General features: G+C 39.1%; 30 protein-coding genes and 1 pseudogene (1 of these 31 only partly in view). 18 read left to right on the top strand and 13 right to left on the bottom strand.

Annotation, left to right across the window (positions count from 1 at the left end; all coding sequences use genetic code 11):
- Positions 1-693 carry the 3' portion of a quinolinate synthase gene (nadA, locus tag QFX38_03920; GenBank protein MDI9624016.1) on the top strand. It extends 219 nt beyond the left edge of the window, so 693 of the gene's 912 nt are visible here — the last part of the coding sequence; the start codon falls outside the window, past its left edge; its stop codon occupies positions 691-693.
- A 2-nt stretch (positions 694-695) separates the two neighbouring features.
- Here the strand turns inward: nadA and QFX38_03915 are convergent, their stop codons facing one another.
- Positions 696-1,799, bottom strand: a complete 1,104-nt coding sequence (locus QFX38_03915) for a DUF362 domain-containing protein (GenBank protein MDI9624015.1) — start codon at positions 1,797-1,799, stop codon at positions 696-698.
- A 102-nt stretch (positions 1,800-1,901) separates the two neighbouring features.
- Here QFX38_03915 and QFX38_03910 point away from each other — a divergent pair, with 102 nt between their 5' ends.
- Positions 1,902-2,309: a ferritin-like domain-containing protein gene (locus tag QFX38_03910; GenBank protein ID MDI9624014.1), complete on the top strand. Its 408-nt coding sequence runs from the start codon at positions 1,902-1,904 to the stop codon at positions 2,307-2,309.
- Here QFX38_03910 and QFX38_03905 read toward each other — a convergent pair.
- Genes QFX38_03905 through QFX38_03890 form a run of 4 tightly spaced genes read right to left on the bottom strand, consistent with a single transcriptional unit; the run spans position 2,302 to position 4,245 of the window.
- Positions 2,302-2,748 (bottom strand): HIT family protein, encoded by a 447-nt coding sequence (locus QFX38_03905; protein MDI9624013.1) that lies wholly within the window; start codon positions 2,746-2,748, stop codon positions 2,302-2,304. The genes QFX38_03910 and QFX38_03905 overlap by 8 nt on opposite strands.
- Before the next feature lie 24 nt (positions 2,749-2,772).
- Complete coding sequence (locus tag QFX38_03900) at positions 2,773-3,051, bottom strand: hypothetical protein (GenBank protein MDI9624012.1); 279 nt, start codon at positions 3,049-3,051, stop codon at positions 2,773-2,775.
- 2 nt (positions 3,052-3,053) lie between these two features.
- A complete protein-coding gene (locus tag QFX38_03895; GenBank protein ID MDI9624011.1) occupies positions 3,054-4,046 on the bottom strand; it encodes an alpha/beta fold hydrolase in 993 nt (330 codons plus the stop codon).
- Positions 4,030-4,245, bottom strand: a complete 216-nt coding sequence (locus QFX38_03890; protein ID MDI9624010.1) for a ferredoxin — start codon at positions 4,243-4,245, stop codon at positions 4,030-4,032. The genes QFX38_03895 and QFX38_03890 overlap by 17 nt, the downstream gene beginning before the upstream one ends.
- Before the next feature lie 79 nt (positions 4,246-4,324).
- Here QFX38_03890 and QFX38_03885 point away from each other — a divergent pair, with 79 nt between their 5' ends.
- Positions 4,325-4,666 carry a hypothetical protein gene (locus tag QFX38_03885; protein MDI9624009.1) on the top strand — a complete coding sequence of 114 codons (342 nt, stop codon included), beginning with the start codon at positions 4,325-4,327 and terminating at the stop codon, positions 4,664-4,666.
- On the opposite strand, the gene QFX38_03880 is transcribed toward QFX38_03885, so the two are convergent.
- Entirely contained in the window at positions 4,653-6,017 is a 1,365-nt protein-coding gene (locus tag QFX38_03880; protein MDI9624008.1) for a M56 family metallopeptidase, read from the bottom strand. The genes QFX38_03885 and QFX38_03880 overlap by 14 nt on opposite strands.
- 59 nt (positions 6,018-6,076) lie before the next feature.
- Between QFX38_03880 and nucS the strand changes: the two genes are divergently transcribed.
- Complete coding sequence (nucS, locus tag QFX38_03875; protein MDI9624007.1) at positions 6,077-6,847, top strand: endonuclease NucS; 771 nt, start codon at positions 6,077-6,079, stop codon at positions 6,845-6,847.
- Here nucS and QFX38_03870 read toward each other — a convergent pair.
- Positions 6,831-7,925 (bottom strand): VWA domain-containing protein, encoded by a 1,095-nt coding sequence (locus QFX38_03870; GenBank protein MDI9624006.1) that lies wholly within the window; start codon positions 7,923-7,925, stop codon positions 6,831-6,833. The two genes, nucS and QFX38_03870, sit on opposite strands and share 17 nt — an antisense overlap.
- Before the next feature lie 367 nt (positions 7,926-8,292).
- A complete protein-coding gene (locus QFX38_03865; protein ID MDI9624005.1) occupies positions 8,293-9,162 on the bottom strand; it encodes a MoxR family ATPase in 870 nt (289 codons plus the stop codon).
- A 171-nt stretch (positions 9,163-9,333) separates the two neighbouring features.
- Between QFX38_03865 and QFX38_03860 the strand changes: the two genes are divergently transcribed.
- The 5 genes from QFX38_03860 (at position 9,334) to QFX38_03840 (ending at position 14,962) form a co-directional block, all read left to right on the top strand.
- Positions 9,334-10,149, top strand: coding sequence for a carbon-nitrogen hydrolase family protein (locus tag QFX38_03860; protein ID MDI9624004.1), 816 nt, complete (start codon positions 9,334-9,336; stop codon positions 10,147-10,149).
- A 122-nt stretch (positions 10,150-10,271) separates the two neighbouring features.
- Positions 10,272-10,790, top strand: coding sequence for a HEAT repeat domain-containing protein (locus tag QFX38_03855; GenBank protein ID MDI9624003.1), 519 nt, complete (start codon positions 10,272-10,274; stop codon positions 10,788-10,790).
- Between the two features lie 128 nt (positions 10,791-10,918).
- A complete protein-coding gene (locus tag QFX38_03850) occupies positions 10,919-11,533 on the top strand; it encodes a hypothetical protein (protein MDI9624002.1) in 615 nt (204 codons plus the stop codon).
- A 106-nt stretch (positions 11,534-11,639) separates the two neighbouring features.
- Positions 11,640-12,386, top strand: a complete 747-nt coding sequence (locus QFX38_03845; protein ID MDI9624001.1) for a metallophosphoesterase — start codon at positions 11,640-11,642, stop codon at positions 12,384-12,386.
- Complete coding sequence (locus QFX38_03840) at positions 12,383-14,962, top strand: ATP-dependent helicase (protein MDI9624000.1); 2,580 nt, start codon at positions 12,383-12,385, stop codon at positions 14,960-14,962. The genes QFX38_03845 and QFX38_03840 overlap by 4 nt, the downstream gene beginning before the upstream one ends.
- Here QFX38_03840 and QFX38_03835 read toward each other — a convergent pair.
- The 3 genes and pseudogenes from QFX38_03835 to QFX38_03825 all read right to left on the bottom strand — a co-directional run bounded on the left by QFX38_03835 (position 14,940) and on the right by QFX38_03825 (position 17,693).
- Positions 14,940-15,650, bottom strand: a complete 711-nt coding sequence (locus QFX38_03835; GenBank protein MDI9623999.1) for a class I SAM-dependent methyltransferase — start codon at positions 15,648-15,650, stop codon at positions 14,940-14,942. The two genes, QFX38_03840 and QFX38_03835, sit on opposite strands and share 23 nt — an antisense overlap.
- Positions 15,616-16,624 (bottom strand): annotated as a pseudogene (rfbB, locus tag QFX38_03830) (dTDP-glucose 4,6-dehydratase). The gene QFX38_03835 and the pseudogene rfbB overlap by 35 nt, the downstream one beginning before the upstream one ends.
- Before the next feature lie 385 nt (positions 16,625-17,009).
- Positions 17,010-17,693 carry an HAD family hydrolase gene (locus tag QFX38_03825; protein MDI9623998.1) on the bottom strand — a complete coding sequence of 228 codons (684 nt, stop codon included), beginning with the start codon at positions 17,691-17,693 and terminating at the stop codon, positions 17,010-17,012.
- A 124-nt stretch (positions 17,694-17,817) separates the two neighbouring features.
- On the opposite strand from QFX38_03825, the gene tsaA reads away from it, so the two are divergent.
- Complete coding sequence (tsaA, locus tag QFX38_03820) at positions 17,818-18,219, top strand: tRNA (N6-threonylcarbamoyladenosine(37)-N6)-methyltransferase TrmO (protein MDI9623997.1); 402 nt, start codon at positions 17,818-17,820, stop codon at positions 18,217-18,219.
- Here the strand turns inward: tsaA and QFX38_03815 are convergent.
- Together QFX38_03815 and QFX38_03810 are read right to left on the bottom strand one after the other, a co-directional pair.
- Positions 18,216-18,692, bottom strand: a complete 477-nt coding sequence (locus QFX38_03815; GenBank protein ID MDI9623996.1) for a flavodoxin — start codon at positions 18,690-18,692, stop codon at positions 18,216-18,218. The genes tsaA and QFX38_03815 overlap by 4 nt on opposite strands.
- 217 nt (positions 18,693-18,909) lie before the next feature.
- Positions 18,910-19,452 carry a molybdenum cofactor biosynthesis protein B gene (locus QFX38_03810; protein MDI9623995.1) on the bottom strand — a complete coding sequence of 181 codons (543 nt, stop codon included), beginning with the start codon at positions 19,450-19,452 and terminating at the stop codon, positions 18,910-18,912.
- Between the two features lie 303 nt (positions 19,453-19,755).
- Here QFX38_03810 and QFX38_03805 point away from each other — a divergent pair, with 303 nt between their 5' ends.
- Genes QFX38_03805 through QFX38_03770 form a run of 8 tightly spaced genes read left to right on the top strand, consistent with a single transcriptional unit; the run spans position 19,756 to position 26,412 of the window.
- Positions 19,756-20,262 (top strand): ribonuclease VapC, encoded by a 507-nt coding sequence (locus QFX38_03805; GenBank protein MDI9623994.1) that lies wholly within the window; start codon positions 19,756-19,758, stop codon positions 20,260-20,262.
- Between the two features lie 6 nt (positions 20,263-20,268).
- On the top strand, positions 20,269-21,387 hold the full coding sequence (locus QFX38_03800; protein ID MDI9623993.1) for a DUF2117 domain-containing protein: 1,119 nt from the start codon (positions 20,269-20,271) through the stop codon (positions 21,385-21,387).
- A 20-nt stretch (positions 21,388-21,407) separates the two neighbouring features.
- Positions 21,408-22,397: a methanogenesis marker 2 protein gene (locus QFX38_03795; protein MDI9623992.1), complete on the top strand. Its 990-nt coding sequence runs from the start codon at positions 21,408-21,410 to the stop codon at positions 22,395-22,397.
- A gap of 13 nt (positions 22,398-22,410) precedes the next feature.
- On the top strand, positions 22,411-23,955 hold the full coding sequence (locus tag QFX38_03790) for a methanogenesis marker 3 protein (GenBank protein ID MDI9623991.1): 1,545 nt from the start codon (positions 22,411-22,413) through the stop codon (positions 23,953-23,955).
- Positions 23,930-24,364: a methanogenesis marker 6 protein gene (locus QFX38_03785; protein ID MDI9623990.1), complete on the top strand. Its 435-nt coding sequence runs from the start codon at positions 23,930-23,932 to the stop codon at positions 24,362-24,364. The genes QFX38_03790 and QFX38_03785 overlap by 26 nt, the downstream gene beginning before the upstream one ends.
- Position 24,365: 1 nt before the next feature.
- Positions 24,366-24,737 carry a DUF2111 domain-containing protein gene (locus tag QFX38_03780; GenBank protein ID MDI9623989.1) on the top strand — a complete coding sequence of 124 codons (372 nt, stop codon included), beginning with the start codon at positions 24,366-24,368 and terminating at the stop codon, positions 24,735-24,737.
- Between the two features lie 3 nt (positions 24,738-24,740).
- Positions 24,741-25,178, top strand: coding sequence for a methanogenesis marker 5 protein (locus tag QFX38_03775; GenBank protein MDI9623988.1), 438 nt, complete (start codon positions 24,741-24,743; stop codon positions 25,176-25,178).
- A 1-nt stretch (position 25,179) separates the two neighbouring features.
- Complete coding sequence (locus tag QFX38_03770; GenBank protein ID MDI9623987.1) at positions 25,180-26,412, top strand: methanogenesis marker 15 protein; 1,233 nt, start codon at positions 25,180-25,182, stop codon at positions 26,410-26,412.
- Positions 26,413-26,419 lie beyond the last annotated feature (7 nt).

Below are 26,419 nucleotides of genomic sequence, written 5' to 3'. Positions count from 1 at the left end.
AAAATATTAATCCCTGATAAAGAGGCAGAATGTCCCATGGCCCACATGCTCACCTTGAAAGAATTGAAAAAGGCCAAAAAGGAGCATCCAGATGCCGCGGTAGTATTATATGTTAACACCCTAGCCGAGGCAAAAGCTGAAGCAGACATACTATGCACTTCAGCAAATGCAGTGCAAGTGATCGAAAGCCTAAAAGAGGACAAAATATTATTCGGACCTGACAAGAATCTAGCATGGTATGTTTCACAACATACCGACAAAGAGATCGTACCAGTGCCAGAAGATGGCCACTGCTACGTCCACAAAATGTTCACAGTAGAGCAGGTCAAAAAATTAAAAAAAGAATACCCAAATGCAGAAGTGTTAATACACCCAGAGTGCGACCCAGAAGTCCAAAAACTAGCAGATAGGATACTAAGTACTGGTGGGATGCTGAGGAGAGTTGGGGAATCCCCAAATCGAGACTTCATAATAGGGACGGAAGTAGATATGACCACAAGGATCAAAATGGAATTTCCGGACAAAAATCTCATACCCTTATGCAAGGAGGCTATCTGCGAGCCTATGAAATTACACACACTCCCCAAGGTGAAAAAAACACTTCTAAAAGAAGAATACGTGGTCAAAGTCCCAGATAAGATAGCGAAAAGGGCTAGAAAGGCCGTGGAAAGGATGTTAGAGGTATCATCATAGAATCATACTTTTATAAGATGATAGTCCATGGATCCGAGACCAATCTTTTCGGCATATACTAGCTGGTATCTTGCATCAACCTCACTCCACACTCCTCTGAACTTATCGGCACCTTCCTCAAAATTCTTTTCTAGCATGGAATTCTTAAGGCCCATCTGTTTGTTTACAAGATCATAACTTGCGGCATCTATTGCAACAGGATCCTTAGATGCTAAAATCCCTATATCTGGTACGATTGGATAATCACTCCAAGCCACGCAATCACAATCAGGCGTTATATTCATAAGGAAATTAAAATATAAAATTTTGGTCTCTTTACCTTTAACAGCGCCCAGGGAATACTCCATCATCCTCTCAATGAATATTGGCACGTCTTCCTCCCAATTGAGGTCATAAACCTCGTTTGGACATGTGTCCATACAATTCATACAAGCTATACATTCCTCATAGTCCATCTCCACACCATCTTCGGCTAGTTTGAGAGCCCCAACAGGGCACTTCTCCACACAGATGCCACAAAGATCACAATCACCTTCCATTATAGGTTTTGCGCACTCGTGCTGTTCTAGTTTCCCCTCTATGGTCGCGCAACCCATTGCAAGATTTTTAAGAGCACCGCCAAAACCACTTATTCCATGACCTTTAAAATGTGACACTACAACCATCCCAGAAGCTTCATAAATGTCTCCAGCTATTTTCACAGTATCGAAATGTTTCTGGCCCACTTTTACAATTCTTTCATTTTTGCTTTGGAGTCCATCTGCGATTATAAGTGGGGCCCCAACAACAGCATAATCAAAACCATTGAGTATTGCAGTAACGAGATGCTCAACTGAATCGTGCCTTGAACCATGATATAAGGTATTGGTATCTGTTAAGAAAACATTTTTGGTGCTTTCTTTAACTTTGTCAACAATATACCTTAAAAGTATTGGAGTTACAAAAGAATCATTCCCCCTTTCGCCAAAATGAACCTTAACAGCTACTAAATCATCCTCTAAGAACATTCCATCATATACTTTATCAAAAAGTCTCTTTATTTTACTTCCTTTATTCTCATCAGCCGATCTAGCCCTTAGATCTGCAAAATAAACTTTAGAAACCATAATAAATCACCATCCCCTATATTATCAATTATTTTGCATCCCCCTATTAACTTAATATTATAATAGGGATAATATTTTATCATCAATTGTGGGGGGATTTCAATGGATAATCATGAAATAATAAAACTTTTAAACATTGACTTTAAAGGGGAACTTGAAGCTACAATGCTTTACACTTATAACGCTTTTGTAATAAATGACTGTGAGATAAGTAGGTTGACAGAGGGTGTTGCGGCGGATGAAATGAGACATATGTGGTGGCTTGCTGACCTAATAACGAAAAGGGGTGGTAGACCTTCAATGGAAATTGGAAAAATAAAATACATGGAAGATGACGTGAAAGAAGCCCTTAAGGTGCAAATACAAAAAGAAACAGAGGGCATAGAAGAATATGAAAAGCATATAAGGTTAATAGATGATGAAGAAGTTGTAGGGGTTCTAAAACATATAATAGATGAAGAAAAAAGGCACAGAAAGGAATTTAAAGAAAAACTAGAAAAACTCATATAATGTCTATATTTTCAAGTATTTTTTCTTTTATAATCTTTCGGGTTCTTTCAGATATTTTAATAGGCCCCCAGGGTCTCATGTAGCCAAAGTAGGGATCCTCAAATATTTCACCATTGAGTTCAACTTTATGGTCATATCTCGGGATGAAGTGACAGTGAAGCCATGGTGGTGGACTATTTTTCCGGTAAAATGTATTCATGAGAAACCCCCAATTAAATAATGTGGCGTCAAAAGCCTTTTTAACGGCGTTTTCAAGCTCCTTTATGATAATGCGTAATTCAATCCATTCATCTTCTTTTATGTTACTTAAGAACTCCTCCCTCCTTTTCAAAACCACGACACAGCTTCCAAGATTGCCTTGATTAGGTGACAAGAATATGATCCAATAATCCCTTTCATAAAGATAATCACCAAAATTATATCTTTCATCCAGTTTCATGGACTAACACCCCACATTGAAGGATTAATCTTCGAGGAGGCTTGAAAGATATACTGTCATTTCTATCTCCTCTCTTGCTATAAAATCCTCTAAGCGAATTTTAGCCTCCTCAGAGCCGAGGGGATAATATTTATCCTCATAATAGGCTGTTATCAATAATCTGTCGTTTTGTATTTCTGTTTCCTCTTCAAGTTTCTGTGCAAGTTTTTCCATTAAGCTTCTTTCAAGCCCAAATACAAGATATTTTATATAATTGAGGGACTTACTTTTATCAAAACCGAAATCAACAATCTTAACCTTCATATTCACCCATCCACTGGTAGGTGGGGTTCTATGAACTTTTTAAGTTCTCCTTGGATTTTTTCAAGTTCGTTCACGCCAAAGTGCCCGCAGATGGAATCGTAAATTATAGTCTTTGAATTTTTAATCATCTTTGAAAGCGGAATAGTATCAATAGATGGTGGGAAATACTGATCCTGTTTTATACCCACAACTAGAGTATCTGCTCGGATATCATCTAGTTTATCTTCTAGGTTGAATTTCATGGCAGCATTGTTCCTCCATATGATATCATTTGCATCAAGTTCCATGCCTTCTTCTCCAGCCTTTATCATTGAATCCAAAAGCTCCATATTATCTAGGCTGTTATAATATTCTCTAGAAAATCCATAAAAGTACATAAACATTGAAGCGAGGCAAGTTCCTAAACTGGGATTTTCCCTGTATTTTCCATCATTATAGGCTGGATCCGCTTTTATAAGCCTGTTCATATATTCAAAGATGGCATAGTTAATACCCCTAACCTTGAATGTTGTAACAAGTAATATCAGGAAATCCATGAAATCTGGATAAGATACACCCCATTCAAGGGCTTGGAAACCCCCCATGGACGCGCCGATAACACCTTTAAGTTTCTGGATCTTGAATTTTCTCCTAATAAATTCATAATGGAAATTAACCATATCCCTAATGGTATACTGGGGGAATTCTACCCCAAGACCACTTGTTGAAGGTGAACTCGACCTGGGAGATCCTAAGGATGTTGGAGCTATTATAAAGAATCCCTCTAAGGGTTTGCCCTCCCCTATCAAGGGTAGTAGTCTTTTTACTGATAAATAATCCCCACCCCATCCATGGATGTGGAGTAGACCATTAATGATAAAACCATCAGGGTCAACCTTAGGCTCCCCTATACAAGTATATTCTACTTTAAGGTTTTTTAGTGTTTCACCAGATTCAAAAGTGAACTCTGGCAAAGTGAAATATAAAGGCCTGATCATCCTAATCACTATAAACATTTATAGCCCCACTTGGACAATTCTCCATGGCGTTTTTAGTGCATAATGGATCATCCATTTCTAATTTCTGCAAGTCCAAGAGTTCAACACCTTTTATCGACGATAGCCCATCATCGGCAAATTCAAAAACTTCAGGACAAATATCAACACAAGTACCACAAGAAACACACATTGTACGATCAAGTTCCAAAAGATACAATAATACCACCCCCTAATCATATTTATCCATATGTAAGAAAAAAATAATAAAAACTATGTTAGAGGGGTAGAGTCCTAAAATGTTAAGTAGAGATAAAGCCAAGGAATTGCAAGATAAATTGATCATCCTATACAAGTTCATTTCTCACCAGAAACATTTAGAGGGATTCTTTGACTACAGCCCACCCACAAAATCAGATTATATTAAAAGACTCCTCAAAAACCCAGAATCTGATAAAATACTAAAGGAAGCCATAATCGAATTAGAGAAAATTATAGACTCTGAAGTGGAAAAATCAGAAGATCTATTCCAAAATATCCTAAACAGAGAGGATGTTGAATTCATAGCCAAGAGATATGGGATGAAAGATTCATGGGATCTTAATAAACTCAATATTGAAAAACTCCTCAAAAAGATTTGATGGAACCTAGGAAACCACGTATAACATCCTTCGCAGATTCCAATAATGGACTTTTAACCTTTCCAATTTTAAGATTCTTTAACCTCATTATTCTGAAATATAATGGTGGATGAGGATCCCAAAAAAGCCATGAGAATATCCTATCAACACCCCTCTCAAATCTTTTATACCCTATCTTCTGCAACGCTATTGCAAGCTTTTCAGGCTTTCCAATAACAATTGCGGATAAAAGATCCGCTCTAGCTTCGAAAAACTTTGCCACGAAGAATATAAGCCAAAAAATGACAAGTACATATAACAATGGTGCCATGGCTACAATGGGTAAAAGCACGGTCAACCTTAATATAAATTCCCCAGCTATTATACCGAAAAGTATTATAGGGTCCCTACCCATAAGATGGGCCAACTCATGACCTATAACACTAAGCAACTCCTCATCATCCAAACGGGTTAAAAGTCCTGTTGTTAAAAGTATAAGGCCTCTACGCGGACTAGGGCCTATGGCAGCAGCATTAGGGAGCATGGTATTAGAGATCATTATCTTGGGTATGGAGATCCCGAACTTGGAAGCGGCGGATTTAACAAGGCCATAAACATTGATAATCTTCGATTTTTCATTTAAAGGCGTGCAATCAAAACCATACCTTCTTAGAACATCCCTGCCAAGCTCGCAAGTGGGCGACTCCCCTAATGCCAAGGACTTATCATAAATCTCCCTTTTTATATTAATTAGGAGATCCCCGAAAACTTCCTGAAAAAACCTTAAATCCCTACCTGGTAACTGGTACATAAGTATATGGACAAAAGGGTTCTCTGGGGTTATCTGCCATTCACCCATAATCGAATATAACTTGTCAGATAACAGAATGAGGGAAAACTGCATAAGCAAGATTATAATAACAGCATAGAATCCCAATAAAATGAACAATAAAATATTAAAAACAAGGAAAACAATAAAAAGAACTAGTAGGTTGCTGCCAAAAAGCGCCTTAGATATTCTCCTAGTTAATGATGAAGGTTTCTCAGGGATTATATCCTGCCCCTCAACCCACGCGAAATATAATGTGCTCCTCCTCAGCTCTTCCTCAAATAATTGTATAAGGAAAAAAATATCATCATACAATTCCTCCACCTTATCCTTTAAAGTGGGAGGATAACTAAAGCTTATCTTAATCTTTTCTCCAACTTGCAAATCACCATTTATAACCCCTAAAGGATACTCCACGGTGAAAACCAGCCTATCATATACTATCCTAGCATCCTTGAAATCAGAATACCGCATTATAAATTCCAGAAGATCCACATAATATGCTGGCGCAATCTCGGCTTCTATAATAAACTCCCTTAACATTTTATCCTCAAGGGGAACTTTAGAGTATATAAGTATTAAGCATTATATAAAGTGATTGAATGACTAATAGGAGATTTACGAGCCTAGAAAATCCCACAAGCAAGGAAACCTACAAGATAATAAAAGAGGGTCTCCGTAAAAGGGCCATGATCATTATATTCTCATGTTGCAGAGTATACTATCATGGTCGTGCCAAGAGCAGACTAGGTCCTGGGGAAAGACTGATAATAATAAAACCTGACGGCTCATTTCTAATACACCAGGATCGGAAGGTCGAACCAGTTAACTGGCAACCACCAGGATCAAAGGCGAAAGTAAAAATAGAAGATGGGAAGATCCTAGTTGAAAGTATAAGGAGGAAACCGGCAGAGAAACTCACAGTAGAAATAGAAAAGGTTCACACCCTCTCCTATTACCTTGCCAAAGATATCCATGAACTGGAAGTGGCAGGCCATGAAGAAGACATGTGCCAGCTCATACTAGAATACCCCAATATTATCGAAAAGGGCTTCAGGCCCATAGCAAGAGAATATCAAACATCAAATGGTTTCATAGACATACTAGGGAAGGACGAGAGCGGATCATTAATGGTATTAGAATTGAAAAGCAGAAGGGCTGGTGTAAATGCTGTAAGGCAACTTAAAAGATACTTAGAAGATTTTAAGGACGATAAACATGGTGTAAGGGGTGTTCTAGTCGCTCCATCAATAACACAAGATGCCAAAGAATTGCTAGAAGCAGAAGGATTAGAATTTAAGAGCCTAGAACCGCCACAGGAGCTGAAAAAAGACCATAAAGTAACCCTGGACGATTTCATATTTTCTCGATAGTCTGTGCAAGTTGTCTGAGGTTCCTAACCTCCTTTACACTAGCACCTGCATCCATATAATATGATACGCAACTGTCAACAACATCCCACTTACTTTTATCTTCAGGATTCAATATTAGAACTTTACGGCAACGTTGACAGATCTCTTCAAGAACCCTAGCACTCAATGGAATGCCACCTTCACGTGGCCCGGCCCAATCACGACAATCACTTAATATTATAATGTAGGAGCGTGGTGGGAACACAACATTCTCCTTGAACTCCTTAAATGCAGTGTACATGTTTGATGTGCCATGTAACATCATATTCTGTTGCCTGGAAACCCTCAAATTCTGGAAAGCCGTTAGAAGATCATCCTCTTGTAGGGCTTTTGTTGTTTCAACAATCTTATTATCAAAATCGAAGAAACGGGAATTATAGAATGTGTGTTGTGCCGCGTAGACTATGCAAAAAAACCAGTTGCTTATCCAATCACAAGAACCACTAACATCACATAGGAAGATATGCTGACTCTTTTTAATAGAAGGTTTCTTATTGATGAGTTCTATGAGCGCGCCACCATATTTAAGGTTCTTACGAATGCTCTTCCTTATATCGGGCCGGCCAACCCTTGAACCTTTAAATCTTCTAGATCTTCTATTAGCGATTTTAAGACCGAGCTTCTTGCATAACTCAAATATTCTAGTGTCAAAAAAGTCTAGTTTGCTAACATCCATTTCGAGGAGCGACCTTTCATCCCGGTCAAGATGAGGAAGATCCACAATTGGAGGCTGAAAATCTATCTCCTCTTCGACCAAGACCATTCCTTCCGGTTCTTCAACCACTATCCCAGAATCTTGCCTAGTCTTTAATTTACTCTCCTCTATTTCATCCTTTTCTTTTCCATGGAAGACTTCATTGAAGGCTTCTTCAAAGACCTCTAATTGCTTTTTATCTTTCACATAAACAGATGCAAGAGCATCCTTAAGATGTGAACTTCCTTTGAAAATCTCATATACAGAATAAGCTAGTTTCGTACTCCTTATACTCACTGGTATTCCCTTTTTCCTAAGAACTTGGGAAAGCTCCAATATCTTCATAGAAATACACTCCCCCCAACTACTCTCCCTTCCCCACGATAATTATAATGTTTGATCCTAACCACATAAAAAAGGGGGAGGGGCACCACCGTAATGAATATTATACTGAACAGCCATCATCATATGACTCCAAGTAATAAGCCCTTTATAGGACTAATTGTTTGAAGGCAGTGAAAATCTTGATGATTTAGTGGATCGCTTAAAATAGTGCAATTGCTACACACACAGAATCCCCCCCATTCATAGCACGATCTTGGAAAAAATTGGATAATCATTAAATCCTCCCAATTTAAGGTCTTAAAAAAAATTATGGAAATTAGGGCATGATGTTATAACGGGGAAGGTCAACTCTTGTGGGGGTGGTATCTTATGCACTTTTATCCCATCTGCGGAGATTTAAATCCATAGCCTTCTCTTTATCATGTTTATTTTTAAACACCACTCCGATGGTCTCTTCAAATGTTTTTCTGTTTAAGCTTTCCATCCCAAGGACTAATAATGTTTTAACCCAGTCTATGGTAGCCCTTATAGATGGTTTTTTCATCACATCCAACTTTCTTATCTCATGGACAACCTCTACAACCTCTTTTATAAGCTTTGGAGGTGCTGAAGGCACCTGGGCCTTCACTATCTCCATTTCCTTCTCTGGGCTCGGATAATCAATATAAAGGTATAAACAGCGGTCCCTAGTCTCATCAAGGAGGTTCCTCTGCGAATTAGATGTTAGAAATACCATCAGATCATTCTCTAATTCGAATGTTCCAAGATCATTAACTGTAATCTGCTTCTCGCCCAAAGCTTGGAGTAGAAAACTTTCAACCTCCTCATCAGCCTTGTCTATCTCATCTATAAGTATAAGGGATGGCCTATCATTTATAAAAGCTGAAAGTAAAGGCCTCTTGATGAAAAAATCCTCTTTAAAAACATCCTCATCAACACCAGTTATTCTAGCTTTCTCAAGCGTTAAAAGCTGTTTCTGATAATTCCACTCACCAACAATCTGCTCAAATGTTATACCCTCATAACATTGTATCCTAAAAAAGTCCAAATCAAATGCACTGGCAACCTTTTTAGCAAGTTCGGTCTTACCAGTACCTGGAGGGCCTTCCACTAGAATAGGCTTTTTCAAATTAAAGGCTAAGAAAATGACAACTAGGATATTATCATCAGCTATATAACCTTCACGTCGCAGAGACTCCCTTATTTTATCCATCTCATTATAAGGATCCATGGTCACTACTCTCCAAAAAAACAGGGGTACAATTTTATCCCCACATTACTGTTATATAACCATCACCTATAATATTTTTACTTCACAAAAAAAGTGTCTCATTTCCAAAGATGGTAATATTTTACATCTTTGGCAGGGGGACTGATAAAAAGATCTAAATCTGTGTGGGGATCTAAAATGGACCTAGGAATATGCCAAATGAAAGTCGTGAACAAAAAAGAGGAAAATATTAAAAAAGCAGAAAAGATGATCAGAAAACTCGCCAAGGAAGGATCCGAGATCATAATACTCCCTGAAATGTTCAACTGCCCCTATGATAACAGTAGATTCCAAGAATATGCCGAGACACAAGATGGACCCACAATAACTAGGCTAAAAAGTGTCGCAAAAGAGCTCCAAGTCAATATCATAGCAGGTTCAATACCTGAAAAAACAGAAGAAGGCATATATAATACTTCATTCGCCATAAACCAAGAAGGGGATATCATAGGAAGGCACCGGAAAATCCACCTATTCAATATTGACATACCAGGTAAGATAACATTCAAAGAATCAGATACACTACTAGCCGGAAGAACCCCAACAATAATCAAAGTAGGATATGTGAAAATAGGGATAGGCATATGCTATGATATAAGATTCCCAGAACTTTCAAGGATAATGACACTCCAAGGAGCCAAAATACTCATATTCCCAGGAGCCTTCAACATGGTAACAGGCCCCGCACACTGGAAGACGCTAATAAGGGCCAGGGCGATAGATAACCAAGTATTCGTGGTTGCAGCGTCCCCTGCACGTGATAAAAGAGCAGATTACGTGGCCTATGGCCATTCAATGGTAGTGGATCCCTGGGGGTCGGTCATATACGAGGCCGGGGCTGATGAAACCATTAAAAATGTTAAAATAGACCTTTCACGAGTGGAAAAAATTAGGAGAAGATTACCACTCTTGGAAAATAGACGCCCAAAGATCTATGATGAATATCCACACTAAAATGTAATCCACAAAAAAAGCGGACATATTTTGTTGTATTCTACATGAAAAAATTTATATAACCAATTATGATAATAATTTAACCTCTTTTTATGGGATCAAATTATAATAGGAGGATCTCAATGGTTAATGAAAAACATGATAAAATCAATATGATCAAAAATCTTCCACACAAACCAAAATCAGTTAATATTCTTATCAATTTTCTAGAAGACGAAAGTCATCCTGTAAGATTTGCAGCAGCCGAAAAGTTAGCCGAACTTGGTGAAATATCCCTTGATAAGCTAATTAAATTACTAGATGAGAAGAAAGGGCCTATAAGAAGGTATATAGTATATGCACTTAAAAAGATAGGTAATCCTAAAGTTACAGACCATTTTATCAAAGCACTTGAGGATAAGGATTGGGGTGTTAGGAAGTTCGCCGCAAGGGCTCTTGGGGAATTAGGCGATAAAAGGGCTGTGGGACCCCTTATAGAAGCCCTAGAAGATGAAGATTGGGGCGTGAAACTTGCGGCTGTAAGATCCCTCGGAGACTTAAAAGATAAGCGGGCGATAGAACCCATAAAAAAGGCGAGAAGAAAGGGGGATAAAGAATTTAAAAAGGCTGCTAATCAAGCTTTAAGGAAAATACAATCATAATCCTTTCATAGTCCAACTCCCCAGATTTTACTGTCTCAATTCTCGAAACAAGCAATAAGCGGGTTTATTACCATCATCCTAAAAATACATAAATGATCCCCCATCAAAGTATGAATTAGGGGAAATAAATGTCACGTAAACATCTACTATTAATAGTTGCTGGTTTAATTATAATTTTTCTTGTACTATTCTTTAAATCTCCAGAGGACAATAAACCTAAAACCTTCTCTAAAGATAATATTTCCTTTGTTTACCCTCATGATTGGGAAGAAGCGCCTTCACTCACCTATCCAGCTGGTTGGGGTGAAATTAATGTCACAAATGTCTCAGAGGAACTAGGAGAAATGTTAAATTATTCAATGTTCAGCGTGCGAGATACACATGATAAAAAAACTCGTTTCGATATATTGGATGTTGGCTCGGCAGGTTCGCTAGAAGAAATTGTGAATTTCTACAAGAGCGCTAGAAGTGGGAAGACATCATATTATAAGCCAAACACAGGATTAATGATAATTCATGAAGGTTCTAAGATAGCTTCAGAAGGTTCTTTGACAATAAATGGGATGAGAGCATATCAAATAATCTCCACATCACATAGTGGTAAATATAAATATGTGGTTATCTTCATCGAAAAGATACCAGGAGAAAAATATTATCAATTGGTATTCACTTGTAAAATCGAAAAGTTTGAAAAGGAAAAAAGGAACCTTGCGTTCATAATAAATAGTCTCAAAATCACCTAACACTATTCCCCCCCACATTGAAGTTTTCCAAAGATTTTCCAATTCTAGAATCCCCCCACAAAAAAATTTATTCTGCCCCTACTAAAATAATTACAAGGTGGATATGATCGGCACATTCAAGATAACCCCTACCCTTGAAGTTTGCGACCTGGCACTTTTAATAGAAGATACGATGATAATCGCAGACCTACACCTAGGATATGAACAATACCTTAACAAGGAAGGATTCATGATCCCCAGTTTCCAATTCAAGAAGATAATAGACAGGATCGACAAAATAAAAGAATCATCAGGAGCTAAGAATATTATAATAAATGGTGATCTAAAACACGAATTTGGTAAGGTCACCTACCAAGAAAATAAGGAACTTAAAAGACTACTAGATTACCTAGAAGAAAATTTCGAAAAAATCACCCTAATAAAAGGCAACCACGACCCTATCATACCCTACATATCACACTTGAAAAACTTTAAAATATTAGATTTTATGAAATTTCAAGATCATTTCATAACCCATGGCCATTTCATCCCAGAGAAAATAGAAACCCAGACGATAATAATAGGCCACGAACACCCTTGTGTGGGCCTTAGGAGCGGGGAGAGGATAGAAAAGATCAAATGCTACCTTAAAGGCCCATTCAGGGGCAAAGAATTAGTTGTTATGCCATCATTCAATTTTGTAACTGAAGGATCAGACATACTACATGAAGCCATAATCTCGCCCCTTCTAAAAGAAACTAGACTATCACAATTCAGGGTATATGCGGTGGAAAACTTCAAAATATTCGACTTCGGGACAGTAGAGGACATTACCAGGATCATGGAACACCAAGCGACAAGGGGATGGAGATGATAAAAAAACAAGAGAAAAAATACAACTCCGAAGAAATATATAAGATACTCCATCCATGGGTTAGAAAATGGTTCAAGAGCCGGTTCAAGGACTTCACAGAAGCACAAAAATACGCAATAAAAGAAATACACCACGGGAAAAACGTCCTAATATCTTCCCCAACAGGCTCCGGAAAAACACTCACAGCATTCCTATCAATAATAAGTGAACTAACTAGACTGGCTGAAAAGGGAAAATTAGAAGACAAAATCTATTGCATCTATGTATCCCCCCTTAAGGCCCTTGACAATGATATAGAAAAAAACCTCGAAGAACCTCTACAGGAGATCCAAAAAATAGCAGGTAAAAAACTTGGCATAAGAAAGGCTGTGAGGACAGGTGACACAACACAAAGCGAACGTTCAAGGATGCTCAAGAAACCACCACACATACTCATCACAACACCTGAAACCCTCTCGATCATACTCGTAGCCCCAAAATTCAGGAAAAAGCTCTCCCACGTAAAATATGTTATAATTGATGAAATACACGCCCTAGCAGATAACAAGAGGGGAGTTCACCTCTCACTAAGTTTGGAACGTTTACAGCACATTATAGGAAATTTCACAAGGATAGGATTATCAGCTACCGTACACCCACTAGAGAGGATTGCGAAATTCCTCGTAGGATACCAAGAAGGCAAACCCCGTGATTGTCTAATAATCGACGTAGACTACAGGAAAAAATTGGATCTAGAACTTATATGCCCAGTAGATGATATAGTTGCCGCAGACCCCGAAGAAGTTACCAATGCCATCTATGACATACTCGACGAACTTATAAGCGAACATAAAACAACCTTGATATTCACCAACACCAGAAGCGGCACAGAAAGCGTAGTCTACAACCTTAAAAGCCGTTTCCCCAACAAATACTCAGATGATAACATAATGGCCCACCACTCATCCCTATCAAGGGAACTAAGACTAGAAGCCGAGGACAGACTAAAAAAAGGTAAACTAAAGGCCGTGGTATCATCAACATCACTAGAACTTGGCATAGACATCGGATATATAGACCTTGTAATACTCCTAAGTTCTCCAAAGTCGGTTTCAAGAGCCCTGCAACGTATAGGAAGAAGTGGACATCGACTACACGAAAAATCGAAGGGTCGTATCATAGTAACTGACAGAGACGATCTAATTGAATGTGCCATGATACTCAAAGATTGTCTCGAGGGCAAAATCGATGAAATAGAAATACCAGAAAATTGTTTGGACGTATTGGCCCAGCATTTATATGGGATGGCCATAGAACACAAGTGGGATATCGAATATGCCCTAGAAGTCGTGAGGAGGAGCTACTGTTACCGGAACCTTTCAAAAGAAGATTATATGAAAGTTTTAAAGTATCTTGCAGGAGAATATGCAGACCTTGAAGAACGTTATGTTTATGCTAAGATTTGGTTAGACCATGAAAATGGGGAGTTCGGACGTCGCGGAAAGCTTGCAAGGATGCTCTATTCCACAAACATTGGCACAATACCAGACAGGAGTTCAGCTGTTGTGAAATGTAAAGGGAAAGTTGTTGGTAGAATAGATGAAGAATTCCTTGAAAAGCTGCGAAAAGGTGACACGTTCGTATTAGGGGGGAAAATCTACAAGTTTAATTATACTAGGGGTATGACGGTTAACGTAACCCCAGCCTCGGGACCCCCAACAATACCATCATGGTTCTCGGAACAATTACCACTCTCATTTGACTTGGCAGTTGATATACAACGCTTCAGGGATATTATAGATGCTAAATTCCATTATGGGGAGAGTAAAACTGAAATAATAGACTTCATAGCTGACTACCTTTACCTTGATTATAATGCAGCCCATGCAATCTACCAGTACTTTAGGGAACAATACCTCTATGCAAAGATACCTAGTAAGCGCCGTTTACTCGTTGAATTCTATAAAGGATTTGGCGGGCGAAAATTCATAGTATTTCATGGTTTATTTGGCAGAAGAGTTAACGATGCACTATCCCGTGCCATAGCATATATCATCGCTAAAAAGTACAAAAGGGATGTTATGATATCAGTAACAGATAATGGATTCTATCTAAGTTCTGATGGTAAAATGGGCGGATTAGAATCATTACAAAAATTAGACCCTGAAAATTTGCGGAAGATCCTCACAGAAGCCATTGACAAGACAGAGATTTTAACGGGCAGATTCAGGCATTGTGCCGCACGTTCACTCATGATACTCCGTCGCTACAAAGGTAAAGAAAAATCGGTTGGTAGACAACAAGTAAAAAGCAGAATATTATTAAATTTCGTCAAGGAATTAGATGAAAACTTCCCAATCTTAAAAGAGGCGAGAAGAGAAGTCCTAGAAGACTACATGGATATAAAAAATGCCAAGAAAGTCCTCAAATGGATAAAAGATGGTACGATGAAAATAGAAAAGATAGACACAAAGATACCCTCACCATTCGCATTCAACCTAGTCGCGCAAGGATACCTTGACGTTCTAAAGTATGAAGAAAGGATAGAATTCATAAAAAGGATGCACAGAGCAATCATAGAGCGGATAAAGACTTGACTAGGCGTAACATTTCATTTGCCGATGGTCTGAAAATATAATCTACTCTTTCTAGTCTAGCATCAACGTTTTCAGGGAGATGTTCTAATGTACGCTCCAAGTAAATAGACTTCCGACCATCTTCCTTCACGAGGGGGTATATTCTCACTTCACCCTTTGAAACCCTTAACATCTCATTGATACTATCCAAATGGAATTTCCAGTCAAATCTATGATCATAGATATAGAGCAGGTGGGAGCAGAGCACAAGATGGAAACTGTCACTTGGAAATGGCAGCTGCCTAACATCAGCCATTATATACCTCTCACCCCTCCCCCTCCTATAATCTGATTTAAAAATCTTACAAGCCTTTAAACGTTCCCTGAACATCTCATCAGGATCTTTATAAAATTTCCAAACATATGAGCCTTTTTTCTCCAAGGCCTTTTTAAGGACCTTCAGATGCTCAGCGCACATCTGGTAAAGTATCTCAGGACTTTTATTATATGAGATGTCAACTGCCTTCACATCAAATCCTAGCTTATGCATGATTGGAGTGAATGAGCTCGCACCCGCAGCACAATCTAATATACTCCTACCTTCTAGCTTTTTGAGGTTTAAATTGAACATTTGAATGTATTCTCGAAATGTTCTCCCAGTAAATATCGGCCCTTTAACCATATAATCGTTTTCCATACATTTTATCATAATATTCCTGGTATTCTCCAGTTCTCCCACCATCTCCTATTCTGGACATACCATTCTATTGTCTTTTTTCTAGTCCTTCCCTGAACTTGTATTTTGGCCTCCATCCTATTTCTTTCTTTATCTTCCTGGAGTCCAGGGCATATCTCCTGTCATGGCCTGGCCTGTCATCCACGAATCTGGAATTCATCTTTTCCAAGTATTTCTAGGATGAGTTTCACAACTTCTATATTCCTTTTCTCGTTACCACCATTTATATTGTAGATTTCCCCCTGGGCTTCCATTGTGAAGTACTAGGTCTATGGCCCTGCAATGATCATATACATGGATCCAATCCCTTATGTTCATTCCGTCGCCATAGATTGGTAGAGGTTTGTTTTCGAGGGCGTTTGTTATCATGAGAGGTATGAACCTTCCTGGGGATTGGTAGGGGACTGTAATTGTTGGATAAACGTGTGATATTCGCTGGAAGGTTATAAGTTTTATGGTAGGCCCTTACAAAAAGGTTGGCCGGGGCTTTGCTCGCTGCATATGGGCTGTTAGGTGCTAGTGGTGTTCCCTCTGTGAAATAACATTTTTCACAATATCCGTAGACTTCGTAAGTTGATATTTGTATATATTTTTTGTATATTATGTTTTTTTTTAGTGGCTTCTAGTAGTGTTTGAGCCCCCCATTACATTAGTTTTTAAAATTTGTTGGGATTTTGAATGCTCCTGTCAACATGTGATTCGGTTGCGAAGTTTATTATAATGTCAACCCCGCGGCTGAGATTATCCACTAATTTCTTGGCTGTGATATCGCCTTTCACGAACTTGTAATTTGGATTATCTTCGACCTCTCGGAGGTTTTCAAGGTTCAGGAGTATGTTAGAACGTCCAAATTTGTTATCTCATAGTGGGGTGCTTTTTTTTAGCATGTAATTATTATGAAGTTGCTTCCTATGAAACCCGGCGCCATCCGTCAGTATAATCTTCATTTTATCAGTCTATAATCTTATGGTCTTCTCATTTAAAGTCTTCCAATTTTTTGTCCTTCTCTAATATAATCTCATCTACTTGGTTTAAGGGCCATTTTATTGATAGAATGGGATCATACCAGCGTATGCCACCCTCATGTCCTGGATAGTAATGGTTTGTGCACTTGTAATTTACTATTGCATAATCTGAGAGGACTAAGGAACCTGCTAACCCTTCAAGTATGTAAAATTGTCTTTTATTTTCATCGGAGAATATGACAGCTTCCCATCCCCATAAGTTGGCGAGTCTTTGCGAGGTCTACTGAACATCGGAGATTCTCCCCCTTTTATAACCCTTACAAATTTGCCCTGGGGCTTTCTTTGCCAAGCATTCCAGTGGCGCCGATTATGAATATTCGCATGGTATCATGTTTTTTTGGATTATTTTTATGAACTTTTCTTTCTCTTCTAAGCTTTTAAGTACATGGTCTGCCCCGGCTTCTTTTAATTCTTTCATGCTGAAATCTCCTGTGGCTACGCCGACTGTGATTGTGCCAACTTTTTTTCCGGCTTGTATATCCCTTGGGGTGTCCCCTACTATTATAGTTTCTTTGGGGTTTACTTTGTTGTGAATTTTCTTCGCCCTCTTTAGGGCTAGTCTTAGTAGGGTGCTTCTTTGGCATCCTTCATCTCCAAAGGCCCCGAAGCTGAAATAGTCGCTGAATTTCGCCTTTTTGAGTTTGATCCATGCTATATCCTTTATGTTACCTGTGACTATGCCCTTAGGGATCCCTGTATCTTCCAGGATGTCTAGTATTTCTCTGGTCCCCTTGAGAGGTTTTATTTTTTCTCTTTTCACATTCTTTATATAATGGTCAACTATCCTTTCCCTGATATTCTTGAAATTGCTGATTCTTATACCGTTTTTCTTCGCGATATGGTATATTATCTGTTTATCTGTCATGCCTTGAAGATTAGGGATGTCTAATGTTATATTCTCTCCATATAAGTCTTTAAATGCTTGTTTGAATGAATAAAAATGACAATGTGAACCTATGAGCAATGTTTTATCAATATCAAATAAAACCATCAATATAATACCATCCTATAGTTTTTTAAAGTCCAATAAAATATTATGAACAATGATATAATAATTAATTATTAGGGGCTGTTAAACCCTATTTGTCATGGGATAACTTGAAAGTGGGTTAGGTATGAAGATAGTTTTAAAGCCAGTTGGTGTTGTGAGATCCCCTTATAGGGATGTTTCAGAGGCTCCATCACAAGGAATATACGCTAAGGAGGATAGTGTTATCCATATTTTCCCAGAATTCCAAGAAGCACTAGATGGCATAATAAAATATAAACACCTTTTCATCCTATATTGGCTGGACCGGGCTGAGCGCGACATTCTCAAGGTCATACCAAGGGGTGGTGTGAAAGAGAGGGGTGTTTTCTCAACTAGGGCCCCTTCGAGGCCTAATCCGATAGGTTTATGTCTTGTTGAATTGAAGAAGGTGGATGATAGCAATCTCATTGTGAGAGGTTTGGATGCTGTTGATGGTTCCTATGTTATTGACATAAAACCCTACTTTAAGGATATAGACTCGCCCTAATCTCCTTTTTTGACATTTTTTATGAAAGATTCTATTTTAGGATCATAGGCTTCCTTTTTTATCTCTGATTCTCTAACATCTAATGTCGCCCTTGGTTTTTTGTCCGTTATCGTTTTTATGGTTTCTATTGTATTCTCGAGTCCTGTGCCACCGTAAGTGCAAAAGAAGGCCATGTCCTTAAATTTTCCTTTGTTTTCTTTTAAGTAAGTGCTTATGGGGACTGATGGTCTGCCAGCCCATATTGGTGTTCCTATGATTACAAGGTCATAGTCTTGGGGGTTCTTATGATAGGGTTTCAATTTTGTGTCCTTTCCCCTCATGGCTTGGTAGGCTGATCTTAGGAATCCTATTATCCCTGAGCGGTTTTGTGTGTCTTCTATTTCTTCGATGTCGCATCTAAGTTTTGATGCTATTTCTTTGGCGATCTTACGGGTGTTCCCACTACGTGAATAATATACTAATAGGATTTTCATATTAACAATATTTTGTTGTTAATAATATTATAAGTTTGGGGGGGTGTGGGGGGTGGTGGCTTCCAGTGTATCCTTTGGGGGGGTGAAAATTAATTTGATTGGGGGGGAGGTGTATAACTCTCCCTCTGGAAGCCACCTCTTTTTTTGTTAGTAAAAAATAGTTTTTTTTTGGGGGTGAATTTACATTCATAATCTTCAAAGGTTCTCATATATAAACTTAACGGTTTTGGTGTTCTGTCACATGTTTGATAATATGTCCAAGTTCATCTATGATAATACCTAACCCCATCCTAACTGCATTAGGGGAACCAGGAAGGGCTATGATGAAAGAATCCTTGTATATACCTGCAGTAGCCCTCGTTAAGATCGCACCAGCCCCTAACTCTTTATAAGATTCATATCTGAAAATCTCCCCAAAACCTTCCAATTCTTTCTCGAATAACCCCCTCAAGGTTTCAATAGTAATATCCCTTTTCCCAATCCCGGTACCACCGGTTGTAAATATGACCATAGCACCCTTGCGGATCATCTCATTCACTGCTTTTATAAGATTCTTCGGCTCATCACCTATAAGCTTATATCCTATAACTTGATACTTCTCGTTCAAATTTTCATAGAGTATTTTACCTGAAATGTCAGTAGATGGTGGACTCTCAACTATTCCATGTTCCCTTGCCTGGGAGTCACTCAAGGTTATTATAGCACATTTTACCATGGACGGTGCCATTTTCCTATGATCTTCCATCGTCCTACTCTTCATACTCAAAACCTTTATTATTTTTTATGATGATATAATCAAGGTTTTTATTATCAAAAAAGAGGATATTATATTGTAGTTACCTTAAATGGTGGGGGTAGGGTTTTTCTTTGGATTGGAGGCGGCTTTGATTCCAAATCGGACGACCAAAAATAAGTTTGAATGTCCTAACCCCTACCCGTTCTAAGTATATGTTTTTAAGCATTTAAAAACTTTTCGCCCAGTTAATAAAAAAGGTATAAGAATGCTAAACAATAAAACAAAAACTGTAAAGTCCCTGGATATGATAATAAACAGTGTGAAAAGATGAAACTAAAAAAATATCATAAAATATTAGATTCTTCTGCATTCATAGGAGGATACACCCCATCAGATGAAAAAAACTATACAACACCCGAAGTCACAGAAGAACTAAAAGACCTAAAATCAAGGATAGCCCTCGAAAAATCGTTAGAAGAAGGCAAACTTAAAATAATCAACCCAAAAAGAGAATACATCGAAAAAACTGAGAAGCTCGCTGAAAAATCCGGTGACATCCTAAGATTGTCAAAAACTGACAAAAAAATCATAGCATTAACACTACAATTAAAAAACCAAGGAGAAAAAGTGATGATGATCACAGACGACTACTCCATCCAAAACATCATGAAAATAATAAAAGTACCCTTCAAAAGCGTCATAACAGAAGGCATAAATAAAATATACCAATGGGAAAAAATCTGTATAGGATGCAAAAAAAGATACCCACCAGAACACCCCTCCAGACAATGCGAAATCTGCGGCTCCAAAATCATAAAAAAGAAAAGGAAATGATAAACCATGAAAATCGGAGTAGTAGTCCATGGCCCACAGATTGTAGACTCAGGATACGCCCTCAAAATAATAAAATTCCTAGAAGAATATGGTAAAGTCAAAGCACTACTCGGGGGCACAATGGGGAGAACAGCAGTATACGACGCCCACCTAGAAAACCTAATAGACATCTCCAAAAAAAGACTCCCAAGCCAATCAATAGACAAACTCGCAAAAGAAGGTCACGACATAATCTTCCTACTCAACTATGGGAAATCAAAAATCACAGGCCACGGATTCGGCTACAAAGTCTTCATGAAAACAAAAACAAAACCAAAACTCATACAAATCGAAAGACCCGGTGAAAAAGACGGTACAGTAATCCCATGGCACAAGGCAGTGGAACCACTCGCAAAAGAAATCGCGGACAAACTAGGCCTCCAAATAGTCAAACCAGAAGAAATAATAAAAGAAATATCCCCAGGAAATTATGAGAAAGTCTCTGATAAGCGAATATACAGGAGACTAGTAGGAGTATCCAAGGATGAAAACATTTTCGTAAATGGTATCGTTATTGGCAAAGCAACATCAGAAAATGTCATACTAGTCGCAGAGGATGGAATAATAAAAAAGATCATAGGCGGCAAGCTAAAAAAACATGGAATCGAAAAACTTGGACCAGTAAACTTGGAAGAAGCAATAGTCAAAACAGGACTCCTCAGAAGATCTAATAATATCAAACCAAGGAAGGTAAAAACAAGAAAACCCAAAAAGAAATTTAAAGTAGCATTCCTAGATCATGCGGCAGAAGACATATACACCCTAAAAGATTCAGACCTGGTCGTGACAGTAGGGGATGACACAAGCCTAGTGGCCGCCGACATACTCTACAGGTTTGACGTTCCCATCATTGGGATCACAGATGGGGACATTGACAAAGTAGTAGAGAAGGGCTTCAAAACAAAAGGGTCAATGATAATAGAATTCGAAAAAGGATTAGATGATATAATAGGCCGCAAGATTTTCAATGAAATCTTTAAAGGAAAGTATACAATTGAAATAGAGGATATAGAAAATCTTAAAAAGAAGATATTAAAAATTATAAATAATATGGGTGTGGATTACCTTATAAAAGAAATAAAATAAGCAAGTTTTGAGGTGGGCAATTGGACCTAGACTCAATTATAAAATCTGTGAAAAACTATGAAGGGATAACACGTAAAAAACCCATAAAAGAGGTCGTATCCCTACTCAATGACGTTGACAAAGTATCGGGTAAAACATATATTAGTTTTGGAGATGACGCATCTGCAATACGCCTCGGAGACGGTAAACTACTCCTAATAGCCGCTGATGGCATATGGGGGAGGCTAATGGAGGCAGACCCATACTGGGCAGGATACTGCTCAGTACTAGTCAACGTTAATGACATCGCAGCCATGGGAGGCACCCCCATCGGAATGGTTAACGTACTCTCAGTAAAGGACAAAGAAACTTGTAGGAAAGTCATGGAAGGCATAAGAGACGGTGTGGAAAAATTTGGAGTACCCATGGTAGGTGGCCACGTACATCCAGACACACCCTACAACGCTCTGGACGTTTCAATAACTGGCCTAGTTTCTGAAGATACCATCATAACAAGCTGTAATGCAAAACCAGGAGATAAAATAATAATAGGCATAGACCTAGATGGCAGACAACACCCAACTTTCCCACTCAACTGGGACACCACAAGCCACAAGAAACCCGAACTTGTAAGAGCCCAGATAAAAATAATGGAAGAAATCGCATCAAAAAAACTATTAACAGCCGGCAAGGACATAAGCAACCCGGGAACCCTAGGAACCCTTGGAATGCTCCTAGAAGCATCAAATGTTGGTGCAACCGTCGAATTAGAAAAAATCCCCAAAAAGAAAGGCATAAAATGGGAAGATTGGCTGCGATTATACCCAGGCGCCGGTTTCGTCCTCACAACAAAACCAGAAAACACAAAAGAATGTATAAACCTATTAGAATCCGTTAACATAACCTCAACCGTCGCAGGGGAGATAATAAACGAAAAAAAACTCTACATCACCCTAGAAGATGAAAAAAAGACACTATTTGATTTTGAAAAAGACCTAATAATGGGCATACAAGAAAAAACCCAAAAATAATGGGGGAAAATAATTGCTAATTAAAATCAATGGCCAAGAAATCGAACTACCAAAAGGCTCCACAGTAAAAGATGCCATAAAAGCCACAAAGGCCCCCTACATAAAAGGTTCGGTCATAAGCGTCATAAAAGGAAAAGAAGAATTCGAAAAACACATCAACAAATACAAGATCAAAACAACAGCAGGAAGCATCATAATCGAAATACTAGAAGATAAAAATATCAACCCACTCACAAAAGCCTGGAGAGAAAATTACAAAAAATTCAAAGGCCAAAGGATAAGATGGACAACACCAGACGAAGTAGCCATAGGCCCCATCAAAACAGACCTAGAACCCACACACCAAGAACACCAATACAATAAAAACGAGGTAATATTAAGCCTTTCAGGTTTCAGCCCAGAATCCACACACGTAATATTCAGCAAAGATGAACACTCAAGCATATACGGAGCCCCACCATACAACAGAGGAGTCTTCGCAAAGATAACAGGAGGCAGAAGAACACTACTCCTACTCACAGAAGACGACTACATCAAAGAAGTCGAACCAGTAATAGAACGCAGAAGCATAGTGAAAAGCGCGGCCGTAACAGACCTTGACACCATACTAGAAGACGGAAACCAAGTATTCACTTACGTCAAAATAAAACCCACCGGAGATTCCCCAGAATCGGTCGAACACTTCTTTTCATTAATAGAGGATGGTAAAGTCAAAGTAGACTACGAATCAAATTCATTCATAGGATTCTACGCATTAGAGGGGATCAAGAAGGGAGTGGAGCGCATAGAACAGAGGAAAAGGGGGACCGTAACCCTCAGGAACAGGGGCCGAGGAGCTGGACGCGTATACATCTACCGAGAAGACAGGGTTTCAACACCATCACACAACCTAATAGGAACAGTCCAAGAAGGGATGGAACTAGTAGACATAGCAAGACAAGGAGACCACATAACAATAAAATGCGAACCAGGCCGCATAATGACAGTTAACATGACACAAAAAGAAGCAGAAAAATACTTGGAAGAACATGGCATAGAACAGATAAGAGAGGGCCTCGAAGACGACAATGCTATCATAGTAAAACAAGACCCCAAATATACAATGGACATCCTAAAAGAGAAGAAAGTTAAAACTTTCGGAGTCGAAGAAGAGAAACTACTAGAAATAGAAATGGATGAAAAAGCACCACGCTCAACATGGTACTTCAAAAAAATCTCAGGACTCATAGACTCGCCAATAGGATCAATGGAAGTCCACTTTGCATTCCCAGGCATGAAAGTAGTAATGTTCAAAGGCGACAAAAGCGAAGCCAAAGGCATAGTACCAGAAAACACACCAACAAAATGCGTCAAAGCAGGAGAAGTAGGAATAACTAACATGTCACGCCACCACGTCGGCCTAATAGGAGTAAGACTCGAAGACAACGACGAATTCGGCCCAACAGGCGAACCATTCAACGCCACAAACATAATAGGGAAGATAACAAAGGGCTTAGAAAATGTTGAAAAATTCAAAGAAGGAGACACAGTCTATGTTAGAGAAAAAAAGCCAAGATGAATCCACGAGGATGATAATACTAGGGCCGAATGCGAATTTAAGCCCGGCCGAGCTCGTCCACAAGATACATATGATGGGCTTACCCCTCACAATAAAATCTACATGCTATGGTGCGCTAATCCACGGAGAAAAAGAACTTGTAGAAAGAGCTGCCAAAGAGATAAGGGAATTTGACCCAAACAACATATTCTTAAAAGAAAGGGGATTCCCACCAGGAGACCCCAGAAGGTGCAGGGCACATAGAGGTGGTGCAAGAGAAGGCTTCCACCAACTCGAAAAAGAATTCAAACTATTAGGATATGTGAGCGAAGCCCTCTCCAGGCCACAAAAGGTAAGCATCCATGAGAAAAAAAGAATAGACATCAACACCTTCAAGAAGATAGCCAAGAATATGATAAAGAGGGTTTAAAATGGAGATAACCCCATCATCAACCGGGAAAGAACTCAAAGAACTCGCAACTTGCATACATGAACTCGTAGGGCGCCTACCCCTCACAATAAGAAGCAGAGAAAAAAAAGGTCTCAGAATAGAAGAGGGTAAAATATTAGATTACAATTACACAGGACCAGTACTTGAAAAGGTCTTGAAAACAGGGAAAACAGCAAGGGAAATCCCAGAAACGGGACCATATAAGGGCACGCCCGTCATTGTAGTCCCACTAAAAGATAAAGGGGAAGTTATAGGGGCAATAGGTATCGTGGACATAACAAAAGGCATATTCACTGACATTAGGGAAATTTCAAGAAGACCAACACCCACAAACACGAGAAAGGAGGATTAAACATTGAAAGTGGCGATATTCCCACCAAACTCCCTTATACTAGCAGATCTCGTGGAGAGAAAAGGCCACGAGCCCCTAATATTGCAAAAAGAGATAAGAAAGAAGGTAACAGATCCTGAGATCGATTCACCACCATTCAACATAACACAAGAAGACCCCCTAAAAGGGCTTAAATATGCAGCTATAGAAGTCCCTTCAGGTGTGAGAGGGCGCATGTCAATATTCGGTCCCCTAATCGAAAAAGCTGATGCTGCCATAATCATGGAGGACGCTCCATTTGGTTTCGGTTGCATGGGATGTTCAAGGACGAATGAACTATGCGTATACTACCTAAGACAAAAAAAGATACCCATACTGGAATTAAAATATCCGAGGACTCGAGAAGAGACAATAGAAGTAGTTAATAAGATAAACACGTTCTTAGATGAATTGGAGGCTTAAAATGGTTAAAATAGCCCAAATATCATGTGGTACAGAATACAGTGGCGTTCAAAAGGAGATAGAGAGGGCGGCTGAGACCTTTGGAGCCGAGATAGTCATCCCAGAAACTGACTTGGACTATATAGAGGAAGCATATGAAAAATTCGGCTTTGAATGTGCAAGTTCAGGTATAAAACTCATGATAGCAAGGGCAATGTCAGTCGTGGAAGGAAGAACAGACGCTGACGCAGTATTCATAGCAACTTGTTTCAGATGCGCTGAAGGAGCCCTTGTAAGAAACGAGATAAGAAGATTCATCCAACAAAACACAAGATTACCAGTTGTAACCTACTCATTCACAGAAAGAACCAAAGCGGATGAACTATTCATTAGAATGGAAGCACTTTCAACCATAGTATCGAGAAAAAGCATATTAGCAAGGGAAAAACAAGAAGGCCTCACACTAGGGATAGACTCAGGTTCAACAACAACCAAGGTAGTGCTCATGGAAAACAATGAAATCATAGGAACAGGATGGATACCCACAACAGACGTTATAAGCTCTGCGGAAGAAGGAATGAAAGAAGCCTTCAAGGAAACAGACTACAAACTAGGAGACATAGAAGGAATAGGAGTCACAGGATACGGTAGACTCACCATAGGAAGACACTTCAACGCGGACCTAATACAAGAAGAGTTAAGTGTGAACTCCAAAGGCGCAGTATTCCTAGCAAACCACCAAAAAGGCGAAGCAACAGTCATAGACATAGGAGGAATGGACAATAAGGTTATAACGGTACATGACAGCATACCAGACAACTTTACAATGGGCGGAATCTGCGCAGGAGCTTCAGGAAGATTCCTTGAAATAACAGCACGCAGACTAGGAGTGGACATAACCGAACTAGGCTCACTTGCTGTCCAAGGAGACTACCACAAAGCACCCTTAGACAGTTACTGCATAGTATTCGGAATCCAAGACCTCGTAACAGCACTGGCAGCAGGAAGCAGCCGCGAAGACGTGGCAGCAGCAGCATGTCACTCAGTAGCAGAACAAGTCTATGAACAACAACTCCAAGAAATCGACGTGAGAGAACCAGTAATACAAGTAGGTGGAACATCACTCATCGAAGGACTAGTAGAAGCCATGAGCGACATCCTAGGAGGCATAGACATAATAGTACCAGAAAACTCCCAATACATAGGGGCGGTTGGAGCCGCTCTACTTGTATCAGGCATGGCAAAAACAGAATAGGGGAAAA

The sequence above is a fragment of the Methanothermobacter sp. genome (genome assembly GCA_030055615.1).
In the GTDB taxonomy this organism is placed as follows: Archaea; Methanobacteriota; Methanobacteria; order Methanobacteriales; family DSM-23052; genus Methanothermobacter_A.
This window is presented reverse-complemented; position numbering and strand designations above follow the sequence as displayed.

Coding starts and splice junctions, on each gene's coding strand:
- QFX38_03915 (MDI9624015.1), bottom strand. CDS start 1,799: ATGGTTTCTAAAGTTTATTTTGCAGATCTAAGGGCTAGATCGGCTGAT.
- QFX38_03910 (MDI9624014.1), top strand. CDS start 1,902: ATGGATAATCATGAAATAATAAAACTTTTAAACATTGACTTTAAAGGG.
- QFX38_03905 (MDI9624013.1), bottom strand. CDS start 2,748: ATGAAACTGGATGAAAGATATAATTTTGGTGATTATCTTTATGAAAGG.
- QFX38_03900 (MDI9624012.1), bottom strand. CDS start 3,051: ATGAAGGTTAAGATTGTTGATTTCGGTTTTGATAAAAGTAAGTCCCTC.
- QFX38_03895 (MDI9624011.1), bottom strand. CDS start 4,046: ATGTTTATAGTGATTAGGATGATCAGGCCTTTATATTTCACTTTGCCA.
- QFX38_03885 (MDI9624009.1), top strand. CDS start 4,325: ATGTTAAGTAGAGATAAAGCCAAGGAATTGCAAGATAAATTGATCATC.
- QFX38_03880 (MDI9624008.1), bottom strand. CDS start 6,017: ATGTTAAGGGAGTTTATTATAGAAGCCGAGATTGCGCCAGCATATTAT.
- nucS (MDI9624007.1), top strand. CDS start 6,077: ATGACTAATAGGAGATTTACGAGCCTAGAAAATCCCACAAGCAAGGAA.
- QFX38_03870 (MDI9624006.1), bottom strand. CDS start 7,925: ATGAAGATATTGGAGCTTTCCCAAGTTCTTAGGAAAAAGGGAATACCA.
- QFX38_03860 (MDI9624004.1), top strand. CDS start 9,334: ATGGACCTAGGAATATGCCAAATGAAAGTCGTGAACAAAAAAGAGGAA.
- QFX38_03855 (MDI9624003.1), top strand. CDS start 10,272: ATGGTTAATGAAAAACATGATAAAATCAATATGATCAAAAATCTTCCA.
- QFX38_03850 (MDI9624002.1), top strand. CDS start 10,919: ATGTCACGTAAACATCTACTATTAATAGTTGCTGGTTTAATTATAATT.
- QFX38_03840 (MDI9624000.1), top strand. CDS start 12,383: ATGATAAAAAAACAAGAGAAAAAATACAACTCCGAAGAAATATATAAG.
- QFX38_03835 (MDI9623999.1), bottom strand. CDS start 15,650: ATGATAAAATGTATGGAAAACGATTATATGGTTAAAGGGCCGATATTT.
- QFX38_03825 (MDI9623998.1), bottom strand. CDS start 17,693: ATGGTTTTATTTGATATTGATAAAACATTGCTCATAGGTTCACATTGT.
- tsaA (MDI9623997.1), top strand. CDS start 17,818: ATGAAGATAGTTTTAAAGCCAGTTGGTGTTGTGAGATCCCCTTATAGG.
- QFX38_03815 (MDI9623996.1), bottom strand. CDS start 18,692: ATGAAAATCCTATTAGTATATTATTCACGTAGTGGGAACACCCGTAAG.
- QFX38_03810 (MDI9623995.1), bottom strand. CDS start 19,452: ATGAAGAGTAGGACGATGGAAGATCATAGGAAAATGGCACCGTCCATG.
- QFX38_03805 (MDI9623994.1), top strand. CDS start 19,756: ATGAAACTAAAAAAATATCATAAAATATTAGATTCTTCTGCATTCATA.
- QFX38_03800 (MDI9623993.1), top strand. CDS start 20,269: ATGAAAATCGGAGTAGTAGTCCATGGCCCACAGATTGTAGACTCAGGA.
- QFX38_03785 (MDI9623990.1), top strand. CDS start 23,930: ATGTTAGAGAAAAAAAGCCAAGATGAATCCACGAGGATGATAATACTA.
- QFX38_03780 (MDI9623989.1), top strand. CDS start 24,366: ATGGAGATAACCCCATCATCAACCGGGAAAGAACTCAAAGAACTCGCA.
- QFX38_03770 (MDI9623987.1), top strand. CDS start 25,180: ATGGTTAAAATAGCCCAAATATCATGTGGTACAGAATACAGTGGCGTT.